Raw genomic sequence first — 18,129 nt, forward strand, 5'->3', positions numbered from 1 at the left:
TGATGTTGGCTGATATACCGCCATCGCGAGCAAGCTCGCTCCCACATTGTTTTTGTGTCGAACACAAGATTGCAGCTGCTGAATCGCATCAGTTACGTCGGTAACACCCCACGCGTAACAATGCGGTAACACACGCAATTGACTTCCCGAGTTCTCCTCACGACTATAGGCGTCCCGCTGCCGCCAACACGGCGTTGAAGGGCGCAATCCAGGCCTTAAAAGCACGACAACAGACCGTGCGCCTGTATTTAACGAAGAATCACGCGCGTTACTCGCAGTAGTTTCCACAGCGCCTGAATGAGGAACTTTTCATGCCAGCCATCACCCTGACCACTCTGCAAGGTCTCAAGCAAAAAGGTGAAAAAATCACCATGCTGACCTGCTATGACGCGACCTTCGCCCACGCCTGCAATGAGGCGGGTGTCGAAGTGCTGTTGGTGGGCGACTCCCTCGGCATGGTTCTGCAAGGTCACGACAGCACCCTGCCGGTGACCACCGCCGAGATGGCTTACCACGTCGCGTCCGTCAAACGCGGTAACACTGACGCGTTGATCCTCGCCGACCTGCCTTTCATGGCTTACGCCACCCTCGAACAAACCATGACCAACAGCGCCCTGTTGATGCAGGCCGGTGCGCACATGGTCAAGGTCGAAGGCGCGCTGTGGCTGGCGGACTCAATTCGTCTGCTGGCCGAACGCGGCATCCCGGTGTGCGCGCACATGGGCCTGACGCCGCAATCGGTCAACATTCTGGGCGGTTACAAAGTCCAGGGCCGTAGCGAGAACCAGGCCCGGCAGATGCGCGCCGACGCCATCGCCCTGGAACAGGCCGGTGCCGCCATGCTGCTGCTCGAATGCGTACCGAGCGAACTGGCTCAGGAAATTACCCAGGCGGTGGGGATTCCGGTGATCGGCATCGGCGCCGGCAGCGGCACCGACGGCCAGGTCCTGGTGCTGCACGACATGCTCGGTCTGTCGATTACTGGTCGAGTGCCAAAATTCGTGAAGAACTTCATGAACGGCCAAACCAGCATTCAAGCGGCCCTGAGCGCTTACGTCACTGAAGTCAAAGCAGCGACTTTCCCTGGTATCGAACACGGATTCTCTGCATGAACACCGTAAAAACCGTACGCGAACTGCGGGCCGCTGTAGCCCGCGCCCGCGGTGAAGGCAAGCGCATCGCCTTCGTACCGACCATGGGCAACCTGCACAGCGGCCATATTGCGCTGATTACCAAAGCCAGCCAGCGCGCGGATTTCGTCGTTGCGAGCATTTTCGTCAACCCGCTGCAATTCGGCGCCGGCGAAGACCTCGACAAGTACCCGCGCACCCTGGCGGCGGATCAGGAACAACTGCTCCAGGCCGGTTGCCACTTGCTGTTCGCGCCGACCGTTGAAGAAATGTACCCCGACGGCATGACCGGCCAGACCCGCGTCAGCGTTCCGCAACTGTCCGAAGGCCTGTGCGGCGCCAGCCGTCCGGGGCATTTCGAAGGTGTGGCGACGGTGGTCAGCAAACTGTTCAACATGGTCCAGCCGGACCTGGCGATCTTTGGCCAGAAAGACTTCCAGCAACTGGCCGTGATTCGCGCGCTGGTGCATGACCTGAACATGCCGATCCAGATCATCGGTGAGCCAACGGTGCGTGCGGCCGATGGGCTGGCGCTGTCATCGCGCAATGGGTTTCTCAGTGAAGAACAGCGGGCCGTGGCGCCGGTTGTGTATCGCACGCTGTCGTCGATTGCCGAAGCCATTAAACAAGGTGAACGCGATTATCCTGCGTTGATCGACGCCCAGACCAAGCAGCTTGAGGCAGCGGGTTTGCGCACCGATTACCTGGAAATCCGTCATGCGCTGACGTTGCGTCCGGCGACGGCGGAAGATCGGGATTTGGTGATTCTGGTCGCGGCGTTCCTCGGCACCACGCGGTTGATCGACAACCTGCACCTGAACCTCGACGCGCCCCTCGCGATTGCGGTGGGTCATTCAACTTCTATGTTGAATGACCCACCGCAATCGCGAGCAGGCTCGCTCCCACATTGGGTCTGTGCAGGCTTCCAGAGCGTATTGCTGCCCACATTGCCTTCGGGCAAACTGCCCGCCGTTCGATTCCGACCTGGGGAAACACTCATGCACGCCATCATGCTCAAGGCCAAGCTGCATCGCGCCGAAGTCACCCACGCAGTACTCGATTACGAAGGTTCTTGCGCCATCGACGGTGAATGGCTGGACTTGTCCGGCATCCGTGAATACGAACAGATCCAGATCTACAACGTCGACAACGGCGAGCGCTTCACCACCTACGCCATTCGCGGCGAAGAAGGTTCGCGCATGATCTCGGTCAACGGCGCCGCCGCCCACAAGGCCAAGGTCGGCGACCGTGTGATCATCTGCGCTTACGCTCACTACAGCGAAGCCGAACTGCTCAACTTCAAGCCGCGCATGCTCTACATGGCACCAGGTAACGAGTTGAGCCACACCAGCAATGCCATTCCGGTTCAGGTCGCCTGACCGAATCTTCTCTTCCGTTTGTCGGACCGTTCCCTGCTTCATGTACAAAAAAGTACCGGGAACGGGTCAGACAAAGTCAAGACAGATCGCAGCGCGAGGTTTACTGTATTCGCCCTGTGCCATGAAATCGTGTCGACGCAGTTGACCGGACGCCCACCCGCAGCGCTCCGGGATTTTTTAGTGTTCAAAAGGCCGTTCAAGTAAAAAGGAAACCCGCAGCGATGGCGTACTACCGCACTCCTCAAGACGTGACCGCTCTGCCCGCCTGGCAGGCGCTGAATGACCACCGCCAAGCCATGCAGGATTTCAGCATGCGCGAAGCCTTCAATGCCGATCCGCAGCGCTTCACCCAATTCACCCTCAGCAGCTGCGGCCTGTTTCTCGACTACTCGAAGAACCTGATCAACGCCGAGACCCGCAATCTGCTGGTGGGCCTGGCCAACGAAGTCGACCTTCAGGGCGCGATCAAGGCGCTGTTCGAAGGCGAAATCGTCAACTCTTCCGAAGGGCGTCCGGCCCTGCACACCGCGTTGCGCCGCCCAGTGGGCGAAAAACTGTCGGTCAACGGCGTCAACGTGATGCCGGAAGTACACAAGGTGTTGAACCAGATCACCGACCTCGTGGGCCGCATCCACGACGGTCTGTGGCGCGGTTATTCCGAAAAGCCGATCACGGATGTGGTGAACATCGGCATCGGCGGTTCGTTCCTCGGCCCGGAGCTGGTGTCCGAAGCGCTGCTGTCCTACGCGCAGAAAGGCGTGCGCTGCCACTACCTGGCGAACATCGATGGCAGTGAGTTCCACGAACTGACCATGAAACTGCGCGCCGAGACCACGCTGTTCATCGTCTCGTCGAAATCCTTCAACACCCTCGAAACCCTGAAAAACGCCCAGGCCGCTCGCGCCTGGTACCTGGCTCAGGGCGGTTCGGAAGCCGAGCTGTATCGTCACTTCATCGCGGTCTCGAGCAACAACGCCGCCGCCGTGGCGTTCGGTATCCGCGAAGAAAACATCTTCCCGATGTGGGACTGGGTTGGCGGCCGTTACTCGCTGTGGTCGGCCATCGGTTTGCCGATTGCCCTGGCCATCGGCATGTCCAACTTCAAGGAACTGCTGTCCGGTGCCTACACCATGGACCAGCATTTCCAGAGCGCACCGTTCGAGCAGAACATGCCGGTGCTGCTGGCGTTGCTCGGCGTCTGGTACGGCAACTTCTGGGGCGCGCAGAGCCACGCGATCCTGCCGTACGACCACTACCTGCGCAACATCACCAAGCACTTGCAACAACTGGACATGGAATCCAACGGCAAGAGCGTGCGCCAGGACGGCACACCGGTGTCCACCGACACCGGTCCGGTGATCTGGGGCGGCGTGGGTTGCAACGGTCAGCACGCGTATCACCAGTTGCTGCACCAAGGCACCCAACTGATTCCGGCCGACTTCATTGTGCCGATCGTCAGCTTCAACCCGGTGTCCGATCACCACCAGTGGCTGTACGCCAACTGCCTGTCGCAAAGCCAGGCGCTGATGCTCGGCAAGACCCGCGCCGAGGCCGAAGCCGAGCTGCGTGACAAAGGCATGGCCGAAGCGGACGTGCAGAAACTCGCGCCGCACAAGGTGATCCCGGGCAACCGTCCGAGCAACACCCTGGTGGTCGAACGCATCAGCCCGCGTCGTCTCGGCGCACTGGTGGCGATGTACGAACACAAAGTCTTCGTGCAAAGCGTGGTCTGGGGCATCAACGCCTTCGACCAGTGGGGCGTGGAACTGGGCAAAGAGCTGGGCAAAGGCGTCTACAACCGCCTGGTCGGCAGCGAAGAAACCCCGGCTGATGACGCATCCACCCAGGGCCTGATCAACTACTTCCGCGGTCGTCACCGCGGGTGATTTGACAGTTCACTGCATTACCCTGTGGGAGCGAGCCTGCTCGCGATAGCGGTATGTCATTCAACGATGATGTTGGCTGACCCACCGCTATCGCGAGCAGGCTCGCTCCCACAGTTGTTTAGCACACGGCTTGAACCCTTCGGTCACTCGGCGCATCTTTATTACTTGTTTACCAAAACAAGAATAAGGAACCGTCATGTTCGATATCAGCACGTTCCCCCAAGCCGATGCCGTCCGCCGGGCCGCGCAACTCAGTCAAGACGACTACAAGCGCCTGTACCGCCAATCCATCGAACACCCCACCGAATTCTGGGCCGAACAGGCTTCACGCTTTCTCGACTGGAGCAAACCGTGGGATACCGTCCAGCGCTATAACCTGAAAACCGGTGAAGCCAGCTGGTTTGCGGGTGGAAAGCTGAATGTCAGTTACAACTGCATCGACCGCCACCTGGAAAAACGCGGTGATCAGATCGCAATCATCTGGGAAGGCGACGACCCCGCCGAATCGGCCCAGATCACTTACAAAAAACTGCATCACAACGTCTGCCGACTGGCCAACGTGCTCAAAAACCGTGGTGTGAAGAAAGGCGACCGCGTGTGCATTTACATGCCGATGATCCCCGAAGCCGCCTACGCCATGCTCGCCTGTTCGCGAATCGGCGCGGTGCATTCGGTGGTGTTTGGCGGGTTCTCCCCCGATTCTGTGCGTGACCGGATTCTCGATGCCGACTGCCGCACCGTGATCACCGCCGATGAAGGCGTGCGCGGCGGTAAATTCGTCCCGCTCAAACAGAAAGTCGACCAGGCGCTGCAAAGTTGCCCGAACGTCAGCACCGTGATCGTGGTCGAGCGCACTCAGGGCGATGTCGACTGGGTCGAAGGTCGCGATCTCTGGTATCACCAGGCCCTGCGTGACGTCAGCGACGATTGCCCGCCGGAACCCATGGACGCCGAAGACCCGCTGTTCATCCTCTACACCTCCGGCAGCACGGGCAAACCCAAAGGCGTGCTGCACACCACCGGCGGCTATCTGTTGCAAGCGGCGATGACCTTCAAATACGTGCTCGATTACCGCGACAACGAAGTCTTCTGGTGTACCGCCGATGTCGGCTGGGTCACCGGCCACAGCTACATCGTCTACGGCCCGCTGGCCAACGGCGCGACCACGCTGATCTTTGAAGGCGTGCCGAGCTACCCGAGCAGCTCGCGCTTCTGGCAGGTGATCGACAAACACCACGTGAACATTTTCTACACCGCCCCCACCGCCCTGCGTTCGCTGATGCGCGAAGGCCCCGAACCGCTGAAGGAAACGTCTCGCGCAAGCCTCAGATTACTCGGCAGCGTCGGTGAGCCGATCAACCCTGAAGCGTGGGACTGGTACTTCAATGTTGTGGGCGAGCAGCGTTGCCCGATCGTTGATACCTGGTGGCAGACCGAAACCGGCGGCATCATGCTCAGCCCGCTGGTCAGCGCGCAGCGGATCAAACCCGGCTGCGCCACACAACCGATGTTCGGTGTGCAACCGGTGTTGCTGGACGAAGTGGGCAAGGAAATCAAAGGCGCCGGCAGCGGCGTACTGGCGATCAAGTCCAGCTGGCCGGCGCAGATCCGCAGCGTCTACGGCGACCCGCAACGGATGGTCGACACCTATTTCAAACCCTATCCCGGCTACTACTTCACCGGCGACGGCGCGCGGCGCGACGAGGACGGCGATTACTGGATCACCGGGCGCATCGACGACGTGATCAACGTTTCCGGCCACCGCATCGGCACCGCCGAAGTGGAAAGCGCCCTGGTGCTGCACGACAGCATCGCCGAAGCGGCGGTGGTCGGTTACCCTCACGACGTCAAAGGCCAGGGCATCTATGCCTTTGTCACGCCCATGAACGGCACCGAGCCCAACGACGAACTGAAGAAAGAGCTGCTGGCCCACGTCAGCAAGGAAATCGGCAGTTTCGCCAAACCGGACCTGATCCAGTGGGCACCGGCCTTGCCGAAAACCCGTTCGGGAAAGATCATGCGGCGGATTCTGCGCAAGATCGCCTGCAATGAGCTGGACAGTCTGGGCGACACGTCGACCCTGGCCGATCCGAGCGTGGTTCAGGACCTGGTTGATAAGCGCCTGAACCAGTAACGCACGACCCTTTGTAGGCGCCAGCAAGCAGGCGCCTACAGGGGCAATGCGATGACATTTTTTTCACCACCGAGTCGCCATGGAATTCATCCGCAGCCGCATCGAAACCCAGGTCATGAGCCTCACCGGTCTGTCCCTCGGTCAGCTCGACCTGGAAAACCCCAAGGGCGATCCCGGCCTGTTCGGCCCCGATTCGGTCAGCTGGCAAGTCCACGGCGACTTCAGCAGCATGCTCATCGGCGGCATCAGTGCGCTGATGCTGCAAGCCCTGCATCCCTTGGCGCTGGCCGGGGTCTGGGACCATTCGAATTTTCGCGAGGACATGCTCGGTCGCCTGCGCCGCACCGGGCAGTTCATTTCCGGCACCACGTTCGGCTCGCGCAAAGATGCCGACTGGCTGATCGAGAAAGTTCGCACCATTCACCTGCAAGTAACCGGCACCGCGGCGGATGGCCGGCCTTACGCCGCCAGCGATCCCGATCTGTTGACTTGGGTGCACGTGGCCGAAGTCAGTAACTTCCTCGCGGCACATTTGCGTTACCGCAATCCGCGCCTGTCTGGGGCCGATCAGGACCGTTACTACGACGAAATTGCTCTGGTCGCCGAAAGACTCGGTGCTCGTGATGTGCCCCGTTCGCGACAGGAAATGGCCGAATACCTTGAGCGTATTCGCCCGCACCTGCTGTGCGACGAGCGCAGTCGCGAGGTGTTGCGATTGTTGTTGAACGCACCCTCCCCGAGCCGTCTGGCCAAGCCATTCGGCGGTTTGATGATGCAGGCCGGCATTGACCTGTTGCCGGATTGGGCCAGCGACATGCTGGGGGTGCGCCAGAGTTCGCTGCAACGCACGCTGATCCGCGCCAGCGTCAACCGCAGCGTGCCGATGCTGCGCTGGGCAGTGCGTAATGGCTCGGTGCATCGGGCGAAACGGCGGATGGGGTTGTTGACCTGAAAAAGAGCTTAAGAGCATCGCAAGCAGGCTCGCTCCCACAGGGTTATGTGTTCACAAATCCAGTGTGGGAGCGAGCTTGCTTGCGATGGCAGCAACTCGGTCTCATGCCAAGCTGTTAAACTCCCGCGCCAAATTCCCTCCTGCAAGGCGCCCAGCATGTCTTCCTTGAATCAGGCGCTGCGCGCCGCCCTCGAACATCGCCAGGACCTGCTTGCCGAACTGCATCAGCAAGGCACCGATTGCTATCGCCTGTTCCACGGCAGCCAGGAAGGCGTCGGCGGTCTGACCATCGACCGCTACGGCCCGCAGTTGTTGGTGCAGAGCTTTCACCAGTCATTAGAGCGCGACGCCCTGCTGCACGTGCATGAGGCGATCAACCAACATCTGGGCTTCGAGACCCTGCTGGTCTACAACGACCGCTCCCGGGGCAACTCGCGCATCGACCGTGAAGACACGGTCTACCGCGCCGACGAAGCCGCGCTGCAAGACTTGATCGGTCACGAATGGGGCCTCAATTACCGGGTTCGCGGCCGCCATGCAGGCCAGGATCCGTTGCTGTTCCTCGACCTGCGCAACACTCGCGGCTGGGTCAAGGAACACAGCCAGCACAAAAGCGTGCTCAACCTGTTTGCCTACACCTGCGGCGTCGGCCTGAGCGCGGCGGCCGGTGGCGCGAGCGAGGTGTGCAACCTGGACTTCGCCGAGGGCAATCTGGCGGTCGGCCGCGAAAACGGTCTGCTCAATCCGCAGTTGCCGACGATGCAGTTCATCCAGTCCGATTATTTCCCGGCGATTCGCCAACTCGCCGGCCTGCCCATCAGTCAGCGTCGCGGGCAGAAACTGCCGAGCTATCAACGCCTGGAACAACGTCAATACGACCTGGTGTTGCTGGATCCACCGGCCTGGGCCAAGAGCGCCTTCGGCACCGTCGACCTGCTGCGCGACTACCAGAGCCTGCTCAAACCTGCGCTGCTGACCACCGCCGACAATGGCGTACTGATCTGCTGCAACAACCTGGCAAAAGTCAGCATGGATGACTGGCGCGAACAGGTTTTGCGCTGCGCGGAGAAAGCCGGACGACCGGTGCGCGAGTGGACGGTGATGAAACCGGGAGCCGATTTCCCGTCAATGGATCAACAGCCGCCGCTTAAAACCCTGATCCTGCAGCTCTGATTCACGTCAGATAAATCTGAAAAATCCTGGGTTGAGCGATTACTTCGGAACCGGATTCGCATGCCATACTCCAAGGCACTCCGATTCAGACAGATGAAGCCGCACATGCCCAAAGGATTGATCCGCGCTATCGGCGCCTTGTTGACTGCTCTGGCCCTCTACAGCCTGCTGGGGTTTCTGATTTTGCCGGGCATCGCATTGCGGGTGGCCAACCAGCAATTGGCCACCTACGCCACGACGCCCGCCACGATTCAGCGAATCGAACTCAACCCGTTCAGCCTCGAAGTCACCCTGTGGGGCCTGATCATCGGCGAACCGGGCAAGGAACAGGTCGGCTTCGAACGCCTCTACGCCAACCTGCAGATCGACAGCCTCTGGACCAAAGCGCTGCACCTGTCCGATATCGAACTGGACAAACCCAAGACCGAAATCCTCTTTGGCAAGGACGGCAAGCTCAATCTGCTCGGCCTGTTCAAAATCCCCGCCAGCGAACCGACCCCGGCCGACCCGAACGCCAAACCGTTTCCGCTGCGCGTGGAGCGGATCAAACTGGCCGACGGTGCCGTGCACTTCAAGGATGAACGTCCCAGCGAAGCTATCGAGTTCCTCTACGACAAACTCGATTTCGAGCTGAACAACCTCAGCACCCTGCCCGAAGACAGCGCCGACATGACCCTTGTGGCCATCGGTCCGAACGGTGGCCAGATCGACTGGACCGGCAATTTCAGCCTGATCCCGATTGCCTCCGAAGGTAAGCTGAAAGTCACCGACGGCCAGATGAAAGCCTTTTGGCCCTATGTGCGCGACGCGCTGCCGCTGGTGCTGGAAAACGGCGTGCTGAACCTGAGCACCGACTACAAGCTCAACCTCTCCAAGGAAACCGAACTGCTGCTGAGCAACGTCGCGGTCAGCGTCGCGCCTTTCGCCATCAACGCCCCGGACGGTCGACCGCTGGCGAAACTCGCGCGACTGGACATCACCGACACCACGGTGGACCTGGCCAAACAGCAAGTTGTGGTCGGCAAGATTCGCAGCCAGAAACTGGAAACCTGGGCGGCGCTTGAAGCTGACGGCCAACTCGACTGGCAGAAGCTGTTCGCCAGCCAACCGTCCAAGGAAGCCGCCAAGGCCAAAGCCGAACCCGTCAGCACGCCAGCAGCAGCCGACTCGCCGAAAGCCCCTGCCGCGCCAAGCAAGCCTTGGCAGGTGTTGCTCAAAGACGTGCAACTGCGCGATTACCAGGTGCACCTGGCTGACCGCAAAGCGCAACCCGCCGTGACGCTGGACCTGAACCCGCTGAACCTGGACCTGCAGAATTTCGACAGCCTCAATGGTTCGCCTTTTACCCTCAAGCTCGACACCGGCGTGGGCAAGCAAGGCAAGATCACTGCCGAGGGCGAGGTCAACCTGGCCCCGGTCAGCGCCAGACTCAACGTGCAGACCAAAGACATCGACCTGCGGGTTGCCCAGTCCTACATCACCCCGTTCATTCGCCTCGAACTGCGCAGCGGCATGCTCGGCAGCGACCTGGCGGTCAACCTGAAAAGCACCGAGCCGTTGGCACTCAGCGTCACAGGACGTGCGCAGATCGATCAGTTGCACACCCTCGACACCCTGAAAACCCGCGACTTTCTCAAGTGGCAGCAGGTGGTGGTCGAAGGCTTGAATTATCAGCACGGCGACAGCCTGTCGATCGACAAGGTCAACCTGTTCCAGCCCTATGTGCGTTTCATGATCAACGATGACCGCACCACCAACGTCGATGACCTGCTGATTCCGCAACCGCCCGATACCGGCGCAAAAACAGCGGCGGCCAAACCCGCCAGCAAGGACAAGCCGCTGGGCATCCACATTGGCGGGATTGCCATCAATGACGGCTCGGCGAACTTTGCCGACTTCAGCCTGACCCCTAACTTCGCCACCGCCGTGCAACAGCTCAACGGCCAGATCGGCACCATCGACAGCCGTCAGGCGAAACCGGCGACCGTCGACATCAAGGGCAAGGTCGATCGTTATGCACCGGTGACCATCAAGGGCTCGGTCAATCCGTTCGACCCGATGGCCAGCCTCGACATCGCCACCAGTTTCAAACGAGTCGAGCTGACCACACTGACGCCCTACTCCGGCAAGTTCGCCGGCTACCGTATCCGCAAGGGCCGGCTCAATCTCGATCTGCATTACCTGATCACCAAAGGTCAGCTCAAGGCGGAAAACAAAGTGGTGGTCGAGCAGTTGCAGCTCGGTGAAAAGGTCGACAGCCCGGACGCCGTCAGCCTGCCGTTGAAACTTGCGATTGCCCTGCTCAAGGATGTCGACGGCAAGATCTCCATCGAGCTGCCGGTGACGGGTGACCTCAACAATCCACAGTTCAGCGTCATGCCGATTGTCTGGCAGACCCTGCGCAATCTGATCGTCAAAGCCGCCGCCGCGCCGTTCAAAATGATTGGCGGGCTGGTCAGTGGCGGTGGTTCGGAAGACCTGGGTACGGTGTCGTTCGCACCGGGTTCAAGCGACCTGAGCAAGGACGCCGAGGGTTCGTTGGTCAAACTGTCCAATGCGCTCAAGGAACGCCCGGCCCTGCGCCTGGAAATCGAAGGCACCGCTGCCGCCAGCAGCGATGGCCCGCCGATCGCCGAGCAACGCCTGGAACGGGAATACCAGTACAACTACTACAAGATGCTCCAGCGTCGCGGCGACAAAGTGCCGGCACAGGCTTCATTGCTGCAAGTACCGGACGGTGAGAAAGGCCCACTGCTGGAAGGCATCTACCGCACCCGCCTGAAAACCCAGCCACCCGCCGAATGGAAGGATCTGGGCAAGGAAGAACGCACCGCAAAAATGCGCGCCGATGTGATCAAGTTCTGGAGTACCAGCGACGTGCTGTTGCGCCAACTGGGCCAGGATCGCGCCAGCAGCATCAAGGATTATCTGGTCGACAAGGGTCAGTTGGCCGATGACCGCGTGTACTTCATCGACGCCAGCCTCGGCGAAGCCGAAAGTGACGGTCGGGTGGTGACGCCGTTGCACCTGGATGCCGAGTGATGATCAGGCGATTGCTGTTCGGCGTGGCGCTGGCACTGGCGGCCAGTCAGGCTTCGGCCGCCGATACCCTGCGCTGCGGCAGTCAATTGATCAGCGTGGGGGACAGGTCCAGCGAAGTGCTACAGAAATGCGGAGAGCCGGTCAGTCGCGATCTGTTGGGCTACAAGCGCAGCGCCAACCGCCGGGAAGAGTTCCAGGTCGAGGAATGGACCTACGGGCCCAACGGCGGGATGTACCAGTACCTGCGGTTTGAAGGTAATCGCCTTAGGCAGATCACCAGCAAACGCGGTAACTGACACACCGTAATCGCCAGCAAGCCGGCTCCTACCGTTTGGTTTTGCGGTGTCCACAATAGAACAGGCCCCAGACACGAATGTCCGGGGCCTGTAATGACCACATCCTTGTGGCCGTCGCATGAACTCTCAAGTTGCGGCAGACGTATGACTCGGCTCGTCTACCGCGTCTTCTCCCGGTTCAGGCGAGAAGTCTTGCCTTACTCGGCTTTCAGGCCGTCAGCGGAGACCGCTTTGACGCCTTTGATTTTCTTGGTGATGGCCACAGCAGTTTCTTTCTGAGCGTCAGTCACCGCGACGGTAGACGACAGGGAAACAACACCTTTGTTGGTTTCAACCTTGATGTCGGTACCAGGAATGCCTTTCTCGGTAACCAGGTCCGCTTTGACTTTGGTGGTGATCCAAGTATCGGAAGTGGCTTCTTTGGCTTCAGTGACCTCACCGGCAGCCAGCACCATTGGGGCCTGGGTAGCCTGGGTTTGAGCGAATGCTGCGTTGGCCATGGTCAGGGTCAGCGCGGTAGCAGCAGCGGCAGCGATAGCGAACTTCTTCATACGAGTAACTCCTGTTTTTTCATAAAGTCTGCTGCGTGTCTTGTCAGCAGGGTTACTGGGTATATTGCGAACGCTGTGCCAACTTTGAGACAGCTATTAATTCCTTATTAATCAACAAGTTAATAAATCTACTGTTTTTCGGAATCATGCAAATTGCATGACTTCGACATTCTCTACATGCAAGTTGCGGGTTTTACCGTTGGCCTAAGGCCATGAATTTTCGAGGTTTTCCAAATCTCATCAAGCCGCGCAGCAAATTCGGGGTTTTTCACAAAAAAAATGCCCCATCTGACGATGTGGCATTTTTCTGTTTACACGTCTGCAGCGTTACGTTGCAGAGGCCGTGCAGCCAGGCGGTGCGTAATCGGCAGTAACGCCGGTTGCGCATGACCAGCCCGTAGTCGCGCTACGAGTCAGCGTAATGGTTTTACCTGCCACAGGTGCGGGGGCCTTTTGCAGGGTACAAACAATGGTGCCGGCGCCGGATGCAACCGTTCCGGTGACCGAGATTGCGCAGTTCTGCGTCGTCGTTCCGGCACCTGCCAGTGTGGTGGGTTCTGCAGTGCCAGCATTCATCAGGTCTTCAAACGAAACCTTCAACGCTGCAATTTCCGCCAACCCGGCCGTCACTTTCGCCCGGGCCTGATACTTCGAGTAAGCCGGCAACGCAAACGTCGCCAGAATCCCGATGATCGCCACCACGATCAACAGTTCGATCAGCGTAAAACCTTTCTGAGTATTCATAGACAAGCTCCATGCATGAGTCGAAATCTCATGATCTGAATTAGCCGCAGCACAGCCCGTGCCAAGCCCGCCGCCCCCTGTTAACGGGGCGCGAGAACAATGCGATGCCTCTTCCAGCCCCCAGGATCCGCACTAACTGACACTTTTTGTCACCAGAGCAGCGCTGGTTTGGTTCCACCGGTTGACTAGGCTATAAGTCATGAACTGTCTGCGTCCGGTATCCCCATGAATGACATCGCCCTTAGCGGTCTGGCCAAGCAATTGGTCCTGGCCGAACTGCTCACTGACAAAAGCGCGCATCAGGCGTATCAGCAAGCCCAACGCCAGAAACTCTCCCTGGTCAGTTATCTGGTGCAGAACAAACTGGTGAAAAGCCGTCAGGTCGCCGAGATCGCCTCCGAGCATTTCGGCATGGCACTGCTAGACCTCCACTGCCTGGACAAAGAGTCCCAACCCAAAGGGCTGGTCAGCGAAAAACTGGTTCGCCAGCACCAAGCCCTGCCCCTCTGGCGGCGCGGCAACAAGTTGTTCGTGGGGGTTTCCGACCCGACCAATCACCAGGCCATCAACGACATCCAGTTCAGCACCGGGCTGAGTACGGAAGCCATCCTGGTGGAGGACGACAAGCTCAGCGACGCCATCGACAAGTTCTTCGACAACCATGCCACCGGGCTGGAAGACATGCCCGACGTCGACCTCGATGGCGTGGACATTGAGTCGATCAATGACCACGACCAGGACGCCATCGCCGGACAGGATGCCGACGACGCGCCGGTGGTGCGATTCGTCCACAAGATGCTGCTCGACGCGATCAGGAGTGGTTCTTCCGACCTGCATTTCGAGCCCTACGAAAAAACCTACCGCGTACGCATGCGCACCGACGGCATGCTGCGTGAAGTCGCCAAGCCGCCGGTTCAACTGGCCAACCGCATCGCCGCCCGCCTGAAAGTCATGGCCAGTCTTGACATCTCCGAGCGGCGCAAACCCCAGGACGGGCGGATCAAGATGCGCCTGTCGAAGAGCAAGTCCATCGACTTCCGGGTCAATACCCTGCCGACCCTGTGGGGCGAGAAAGTGGTGATCCGGATCCTTGATCCATCGAGCGCGCAAATGGGCATCGACGCCCTCGGCTACGAGCCGGACCAGAAAGACCTGTACATGGCCGCGCTGAAGCAGCCGCAGGGGATGATTCTGGTGACCGGCCCCACCGGTTCGGGCAAGACCGTGTCGCTCTATACCGGGCTGAATATCCTCAACACCGTGGACATCAACATCTCCACCGCCGAAGACCCGGTGGAGATCAACATGGAAGGCATCAACCAGGTCAACGTCAATCCCAAGCAGGGACTGGGTTTTGCCCAGGCGCTGCGCTCGTTCCTGCGCCAGGACCCGGACGTGATCATGGTCGGCGAGATCCGCGACCTGGAAACCGCCGAGATCGCCATCAAGGCCGCCCAGACCGGGCACCTGGTGCTCTCGACCCTGCACACCAACAGCGCCGCAGAAACCCTGACCCGCCTGCACAACATGGGCATTCAGGGGTTCAACATCGCGACGTCGGTCAGCCTGATCATCGCCCAGCGCCTGGCGCGCAAACTGTGCAGCCATTGCAAGAAGCCCATCGACATTCCCCGCGAGGCATTGATCAAGGAAGGCTTCCCCGAGGAACGCATTGGCACGTTCACGATCTATGAGCCGGTCGGTTGCGATCAGTGCAACGGCGGCTACAAGGGGCGCGTGGGGATTTATGAAGTGGTGAAGAACACACCAGACCTGCAACGGCTGATCATGGCCGAAGGCAACTCGCTGGAAATCGATATTCAAATGCGCAAGGACGGCTTCAACGACCTGCGCACTTCCGGGCTGATCAAGGCCATGCAAGGCATCACCAGCCTTGAGGAAATCAACCGGGTCACCAAGGACTGAACATGGCGGTCAAAGCAGCAAAAATCAGTGTGTATACCTGGGAAGGCACCGACAAAAAAGGCACGAAAATCACCGGCGAACTCAGCGGGCAGAATCCGGCCTTGATCAAGGCGCAACTGCGCAAGCAAGGCATCAACCCTGGCAAGGTGCGCAAGAAATCCGCCTCGATTTTCAGCCTCGGCCAACGCATCAAGGCGCATGACATTGCCCTGTTCACCCGGCAGATGGCGACCATGATGAAAGCGGGGGTGCCGCTGTTGCAGTCATTCGACATCATTGGCGAAGGCTTCGATAACCCGGCCATGCGCAAACTGGTGGACGAGGTGAAACAGGAAGTCGCTGCGGGTAACAGCTTCGCGGCGGCCCTGCGCAAAAAGCCGCAGTATTTTGATGAGCTCTACTGCAACCTGGTGGATGCCGGCGAACAGGCCGGTGCGCTGGATACCCTGTTGGAGCGGGTCGCGACCTACAAGGAAAAGAGCGAAAGCCTCAAGGCCAAGATCAAGAAAGCCATGACGTACCCGCTGGCCGTGGTGTTCGTCGCGATCATCGTCACCGGGATTCTGCTGGTCAAGGTGGTGCCGCAGTTCGAGTCGGTGTTCAAAGGATTCGGTGCCGAATTGCCGGCGTTCACGGTGATGGTCATCGGCCTCTCGCAGTTCATGCAGGATTGGTGGTGGCTGATGCTTGGCGGGCTGATTGCGGCGATATTCGGTGTGCGCCATGCCTTCAGGACATCGCAAGGCTTTCGGGACCGGACCGACACCTGGCTGCTGAAACTGCCGTTGATTGGCACGTTGATGTACAAGTCCGCCGTGGCCCGTTACGCCCGAACATTGTCGACCACCTTTGCCGCTGGCGTGCCGCTGGTCGAGGCGCTGGAATCGGTGGCGGGCGCGACGGGCAACATCGTGTTCAAACGTGCGGTACTGCGCATCAAGCAGGATGTGGCGACGGGGATGCAGCTGAACTTCTCCATGCGCACCTCCGGCATCTTTCCGAACATGGCGATTCAGATGACCGCCATTGGTGAAGAGTCCGGCGCACTGGATGACATGCTCGACAAGGTTGCGAGTTTCTACGAGGCCGAAGTCGACAACATGGTCGATAACCTCACCAGTCTGATGGAACCGTTCATCATGGTGGTGCTGGGTGTTATCGTCGGCGGCCTGGTGGTTGCGATGTACCTGCCCATCTTCCAACTCGGCAATGCGATCTGACATGCCCTTGAACGAAATTCTGACTGTGTACCCGCTGGCGTTTGTCCTCCTTGCCCTGGTGGTCGGTTTGCTGGTCGGCAGCTTTCTCAACGTGGTGATCTGGCGCCTGCCGAAAATGCTCGCGCGCGAATGGAGACTGCAGGCCTACGACATTCTGGGCCTGCCGGGCGAAACGCCGCTGCCGACCTACAACCTGATGCTGCCCCACTCCCAATGCCCGCACTGTGGGCACCGGATCCGCGCCTGGGAAAACATTCCGCTGCTCAGTTATGTGTTTTTACGTGGGCGATGCTCAAGCTGCGCAACGCCCATCAGCAAACGCTACCCATTGACTGAACTGGCCTGCGGCCTGCTGTCCGCGTTCATCGCCTGGCATTTCGGTTTCGGGTGGCAGGCCACGACGGTGCTGGTGTTGAGCTGGGGCCTGTTGGCCATGAGCCTGATCGACGCCGAGCATCAACTGTTGCCGGATGTACTGGTGCTGCCGCTGCTGTGGCTGGGACTGATCGTCAACAGCTTCGAGTTGTTCGTGCCGTTGACTGAGGCACTGTGGGGCGCCATTGCGGGCTACATGGTGCTGTGGTCGGTGTTCTGGCTGTTCAAGCTGATCACCGGCAAGGATGGCATCGGCCACGGCGATTTCAAGCTGCTGGCCATGCTGGGCGCCTGGGGCGGCTGGCAGATTTTGCCGCTGACCATTTTGTTGTCGTCCATGGTGGGCGCGATTATCGGCGTGATTTTGCTGCGCCTGCGCAACGCGAAAACCTCGACGCCAATTCCCTTCGGTCCCTATCTGGCGATTGCCGGCTGGATTGCATTGCTCTGGGGTGGTCAAATAACCGACTTCTATTGGCAGTTTGTCGGTTTGAAATGAATACCCCTGTGGAAAAACCCTGGATTCTCGGCCTGACCGGTGGCATCGGCAGCGGTAAAAGCGCGGCCGCCCAGCACTTTATCGACCTGGGCGTGCATGTGGTCGATGCCGATCATGCGGCGCGCTGGGTGGTGGAGCCGGGGCGCCCGGCGCTGGCCCGGATCGCTGAACATTTTGGCCCCGGCGTGCTGCAAGCCGACGGTCAACTGGATCGTGCGGCGTTGCGCAAACTGATCTTCGAAGTGCCTGAGCAACGCCTCTGGCTCGAGGCGCTTTTGCATCCGTTGATCGCCAAGGAAATCGCCGATCACTTGGGCAAGGCACAATCGCCTTATGCGATTCTGGTTTCGCCGTTGCTGATCGAGTCCGGGCAGTACGCCATGACCCAGCGAGTGCTGGTGATCGATGCGCCCGAACAGTTACAGATCGAACGCACCCTGCAGCGTGACCAGACCAGCGAACAACAGGTCCAGGCGATCCTCAAGGCGCAATCCAGCCGCCAGGATCGTCTGAGCCATGCCGACGATGTGGTGGTCAACGACCGCGACCTCGCCTGGCTGCACAGCGAGGTCGAACGCCTGCATCACTTTTACCTTACATTGCGTGGAGGCCAGTCATGAGCCAAACCCCAACCGTCGAATGCCCCACCTGCGGCGCCCCTGTCGAATGGACCCCGGAAAGCACATTCCGGCCGTTCTGTTCGGACCGCTGCAAACTGATCGACCTGGGCGCCTGGGCGTCGGAAGAACACAAGATTCCGGTGGCCCCCGATGCCGAGGACGAGTTGTTCAGCGGCGATTTCGACCCACGTCACTGAGTCCG

The 18,129-nt window shown here is 59.7% G+C and carries 15 protein-coding genes and 1 pseudogene; 14 read left to right on the plus strand and 2 right to left on the minus strand.

Going from position 1 to position 18,129, the window contains the following annotated elements; all coding sequences use genetic code 11:
* The first annotated feature begins 311 nt into the window (after window positions 1-311).
* From panB to Q7W83_RS23895, 9 genes and pseudogenes are all read left to right on the plus strand, one after another.
* Window positions 312-1,112, plus strand: a complete 801-nt coding sequence (gene panB, locus Q7W83_RS23855; RefSeq protein ID WP_150633582.1) for a 3-methyl-2-oxobutanoate hydroxymethyltransferase — start codon at window positions 312-314, stop codon at window positions 1,110-1,112.
* Window positions 1,109-1,957, plus strand: a pseudogene (panC, locus tag Q7W83_RS23860) (pantoate--beta-alanine ligase); the annotation flags it as partial. The gene panB and the pseudogene panC, both read left to right, overlap by 4 nt.
* Before the next feature lie 171 nt (window positions 1,958-2,128).
* Window positions 2,129-2,509 carry an aspartate 1-decarboxylase gene (gene panD, locus Q7W83_RS23865; RefSeq protein ID WP_003228271.1) on the plus strand — a complete coding sequence of 127 codons (381 nt, stop codon included), beginning with the start codon at window positions 2,129-2,131 and terminating at the stop codon, window positions 2,507-2,509.
* 221 nt (window positions 2,510-2,730) lie between these two features.
* Window positions 2,731-4,395 (plus strand): glucose-6-phosphate isomerase, encoded by a 1,665-nt coding sequence (gene pgi / locus Q7W83_RS23870; RefSeq protein WP_150633584.1) that lies wholly within the window; start codon window positions 2,731-2,733, stop codon window positions 4,393-4,395.
* A 196-nt stretch (window positions 4,396-4,591) separates the two neighbouring features.
* A complete protein-coding gene (gene acs, locus Q7W83_RS23875) occupies window positions 4,592-6,529 on the plus strand; it encodes an acetate--CoA ligase (RefSeq protein ID WP_150638265.1) in 1,938 nt (645 codons plus the stop codon).
* A 79-nt stretch (window positions 6,530-6,608) separates the two neighbouring features.
* On the plus strand, window positions 6,609-7,481 hold the full coding sequence (locus Q7W83_RS23880; RefSeq protein ID WP_473657313.1) for an oxygenase MpaB family protein: 873 nt from the start codon (window positions 6,609-6,611) through the stop codon (window positions 7,479-7,481).
* A 156-nt stretch (window positions 7,482-7,637) separates the two neighbouring features.
* Complete coding sequence (locus tag Q7W83_RS23885; RefSeq protein ID WP_150633587.1) at window positions 7,638-8,654, plus strand: class I SAM-dependent rRNA methyltransferase; 1,017 nt, start codon at window positions 7,638-7,640, stop codon at window positions 8,652-8,654.
* A 93-nt stretch (window positions 8,655-8,747) separates the two neighbouring features.
* Complete coding sequence (locus tag Q7W83_RS23890; protein WP_473657316.1) at window positions 8,748-11,696, plus strand: DUF748 domain-containing protein; 2,949 nt, start codon at window positions 8,748-8,750, stop codon at window positions 11,694-11,696.
* Window positions 11,696-11,992 (plus strand): DUF2845 domain-containing protein, encoded by a 297-nt coding sequence (locus Q7W83_RS23895; protein WP_150638269.1) that lies wholly within the window; start codon window positions 11,696-11,698, stop codon window positions 11,990-11,992. The genes Q7W83_RS23890 and Q7W83_RS23895 overlap by 1 nt, the downstream gene beginning before the upstream one ends.
* 197 nt (window positions 11,993-12,189) lie before the next feature.
* On the opposite strand, the gene Q7W83_RS23900 is transcribed toward Q7W83_RS23895, so the two are convergent.
* A complete protein-coding gene (locus tag Q7W83_RS23900; RefSeq protein WP_150633590.1) occupies window positions 12,190-12,543 on the minus strand; it encodes a BON domain-containing protein in 354 nt (117 codons plus the stop codon).
* A 327-nt stretch (window positions 12,544-12,870) separates the two neighbouring features.
* The gene (locus Q7W83_RS23905; protein WP_150633591.1) at window positions 12,871-13,287 is read right to left on the minus strand and encodes a pilin; all 417 of its coding nucleotides are present in this window, start codon (window positions 13,285-13,287) and stop codon (window positions 12,871-12,873) included.
* 225 nt (window positions 13,288-13,512) lie between these two features.
* On the opposite strand from Q7W83_RS23905, the gene pilB reads away from it, so the two are divergent.
* From pilB to yacG, 5 genes are read left to right on the plus strand one after another with little or no spacing between them, the layout of a single operon-like run.
* A complete protein-coding gene (gene pilB / locus Q7W83_RS23910; RefSeq protein WP_473657319.1) occupies window positions 13,513-15,213 on the plus strand; it encodes a type IV-A pilus assembly ATPase PilB in 1,701 nt (566 codons plus the stop codon).
* A 2-nt stretch (window positions 15,214-15,215) separates the two neighbouring features.
* Window positions 15,216-16,433 (plus strand): type II secretion system F family protein, encoded by a 1,218-nt coding sequence (locus Q7W83_RS23915; RefSeq protein ID WP_473657321.1) that lies wholly within the window; start codon window positions 15,216-15,218, stop codon window positions 16,431-16,433.
* Between the two features lies 1 nt (window position 16,434).
* Window positions 16,435-17,307: a prepilin peptidase gene (locus Q7W83_RS23920; protein ID WP_473657324.1), complete on the plus strand. Its 873-nt coding sequence runs from the start codon at window positions 16,435-16,437 to the stop codon at window positions 17,305-17,307.
* Entirely contained in the window at window positions 17,304-17,927 is a 624-nt protein-coding gene (gene coaE / locus Q7W83_RS23925; protein WP_150633595.1) for a dephospho-CoA kinase, read from the plus strand. Before Q7W83_RS23920 ends, coaE begins: the two co-directional genes overlap by 4 nt.
* Complete coding sequence (yacG, locus tag Q7W83_RS23930) at window positions 17,924-18,124, plus strand: DNA gyrase inhibitor YacG (RefSeq protein ID WP_150633596.1); 201 nt, start codon at window positions 17,924-17,926, stop codon at window positions 18,122-18,124. The genes coaE and yacG overlap by 4 nt, the downstream gene beginning before the upstream one ends.
* The last annotated feature ends 5 nt before the right edge of the window (window positions 18,125-18,129 follow it).

The organism is Pseudomonas sp. 300 (assembly GCF_055803035.1).

Bases quoted from the DNA above. Each gene is read 5' to 3' on its own strand.
- yacG (WP_150633596.1), top strand. From the start codon at position 17,924: ATGAGCCAAACCCCAACCGTCGAATGCCCCACCTGCGGCGCCCCTGTC.
- Q7W83_RS23890 (WP_473657316.1), top strand. From the start codon at position 8,748: ATGAAGCCGCACATGCCCAAAGGATTGATCCGCGCTATCGGCGCCTTG.
- Q7W83_RS23915 (WP_473657321.1), top strand. From the start codon at position 15,216: ATGGCGGTCAAAGCAGCAAAAATCAGTGTGTATACCTGGGAAGGCACC.
- panB (WP_150633582.1), top strand. From the start codon at position 312: ATGCCAGCCATCACCCTGACCACTCTGCAAGGTCTCAAGCAAAAAGGT.
- pilB (WP_473657319.1), top strand. From the start codon at position 13,513: ATGAATGACATCGCCCTTAGCGGTCTGGCCAAGCAATTGGTCCTGGCC.
- pgi (WP_150633584.1), top strand. From the start codon at position 2,731: ATGGCGTACTACCGCACTCCTCAAGACGTGACCGCTCTGCCCGCCTGG.
- coaE (WP_150633595.1), top strand. From the start codon at position 17,304: ATGAATACCCCTGTGGAAAAACCCTGGATTCTCGGCCTGACCGGTGGC.
- Q7W83_RS23920 (WP_473657324.1), top strand. From the start codon at position 16,435: ATGCCCTTGAACGAAATTCTGACTGTGTACCCGCTGGCGTTTGTCCTC.
- panD (WP_003228271.1), top strand. From the start codon at position 2,129: ATGCACGCCATCATGCTCAAGGCCAAGCTGCATCGCGCCGAAGTCACC.
- Q7W83_RS23895 (WP_150638269.1), top strand. From the start codon at position 11,696: ATGATCAGGCGATTGCTGTTCGGCGTGGCGCTGGCACTGGCGGCCAGT.
- acs (WP_150638265.1), top strand. From the start codon at position 4,592: ATGTTCGATATCAGCACGTTCCCCCAAGCCGATGCCGTCCGCCGGGCC.
- Q7W83_RS23885 (WP_150633587.1), top strand. From the start codon at position 7,638: ATGTCTTCCTTGAATCAGGCGCTGCGCGCCGCCCTCGAACATCGCCAG.
- Q7W83_RS23880 (WP_473657313.1), top strand. From the start codon at position 6,609: ATGGAATTCATCCGCAGCCGCATCGAAACCCAGGTCATGAGCCTCACC.
- Q7W83_RS23900 (WP_150633590.1), bottom strand. From the start codon at position 12,543: ATGAAGAAGTTCGCTATCGCTGCCGCTGCTGCTACCGCGCTGACCCTG.
- Q7W83_RS23905 (WP_150633591.1), bottom strand. From the start codon at position 13,287: ATGAATACTCAGAAAGGTTTTACGCTGATCGAACTGTTGATCGTGGTG.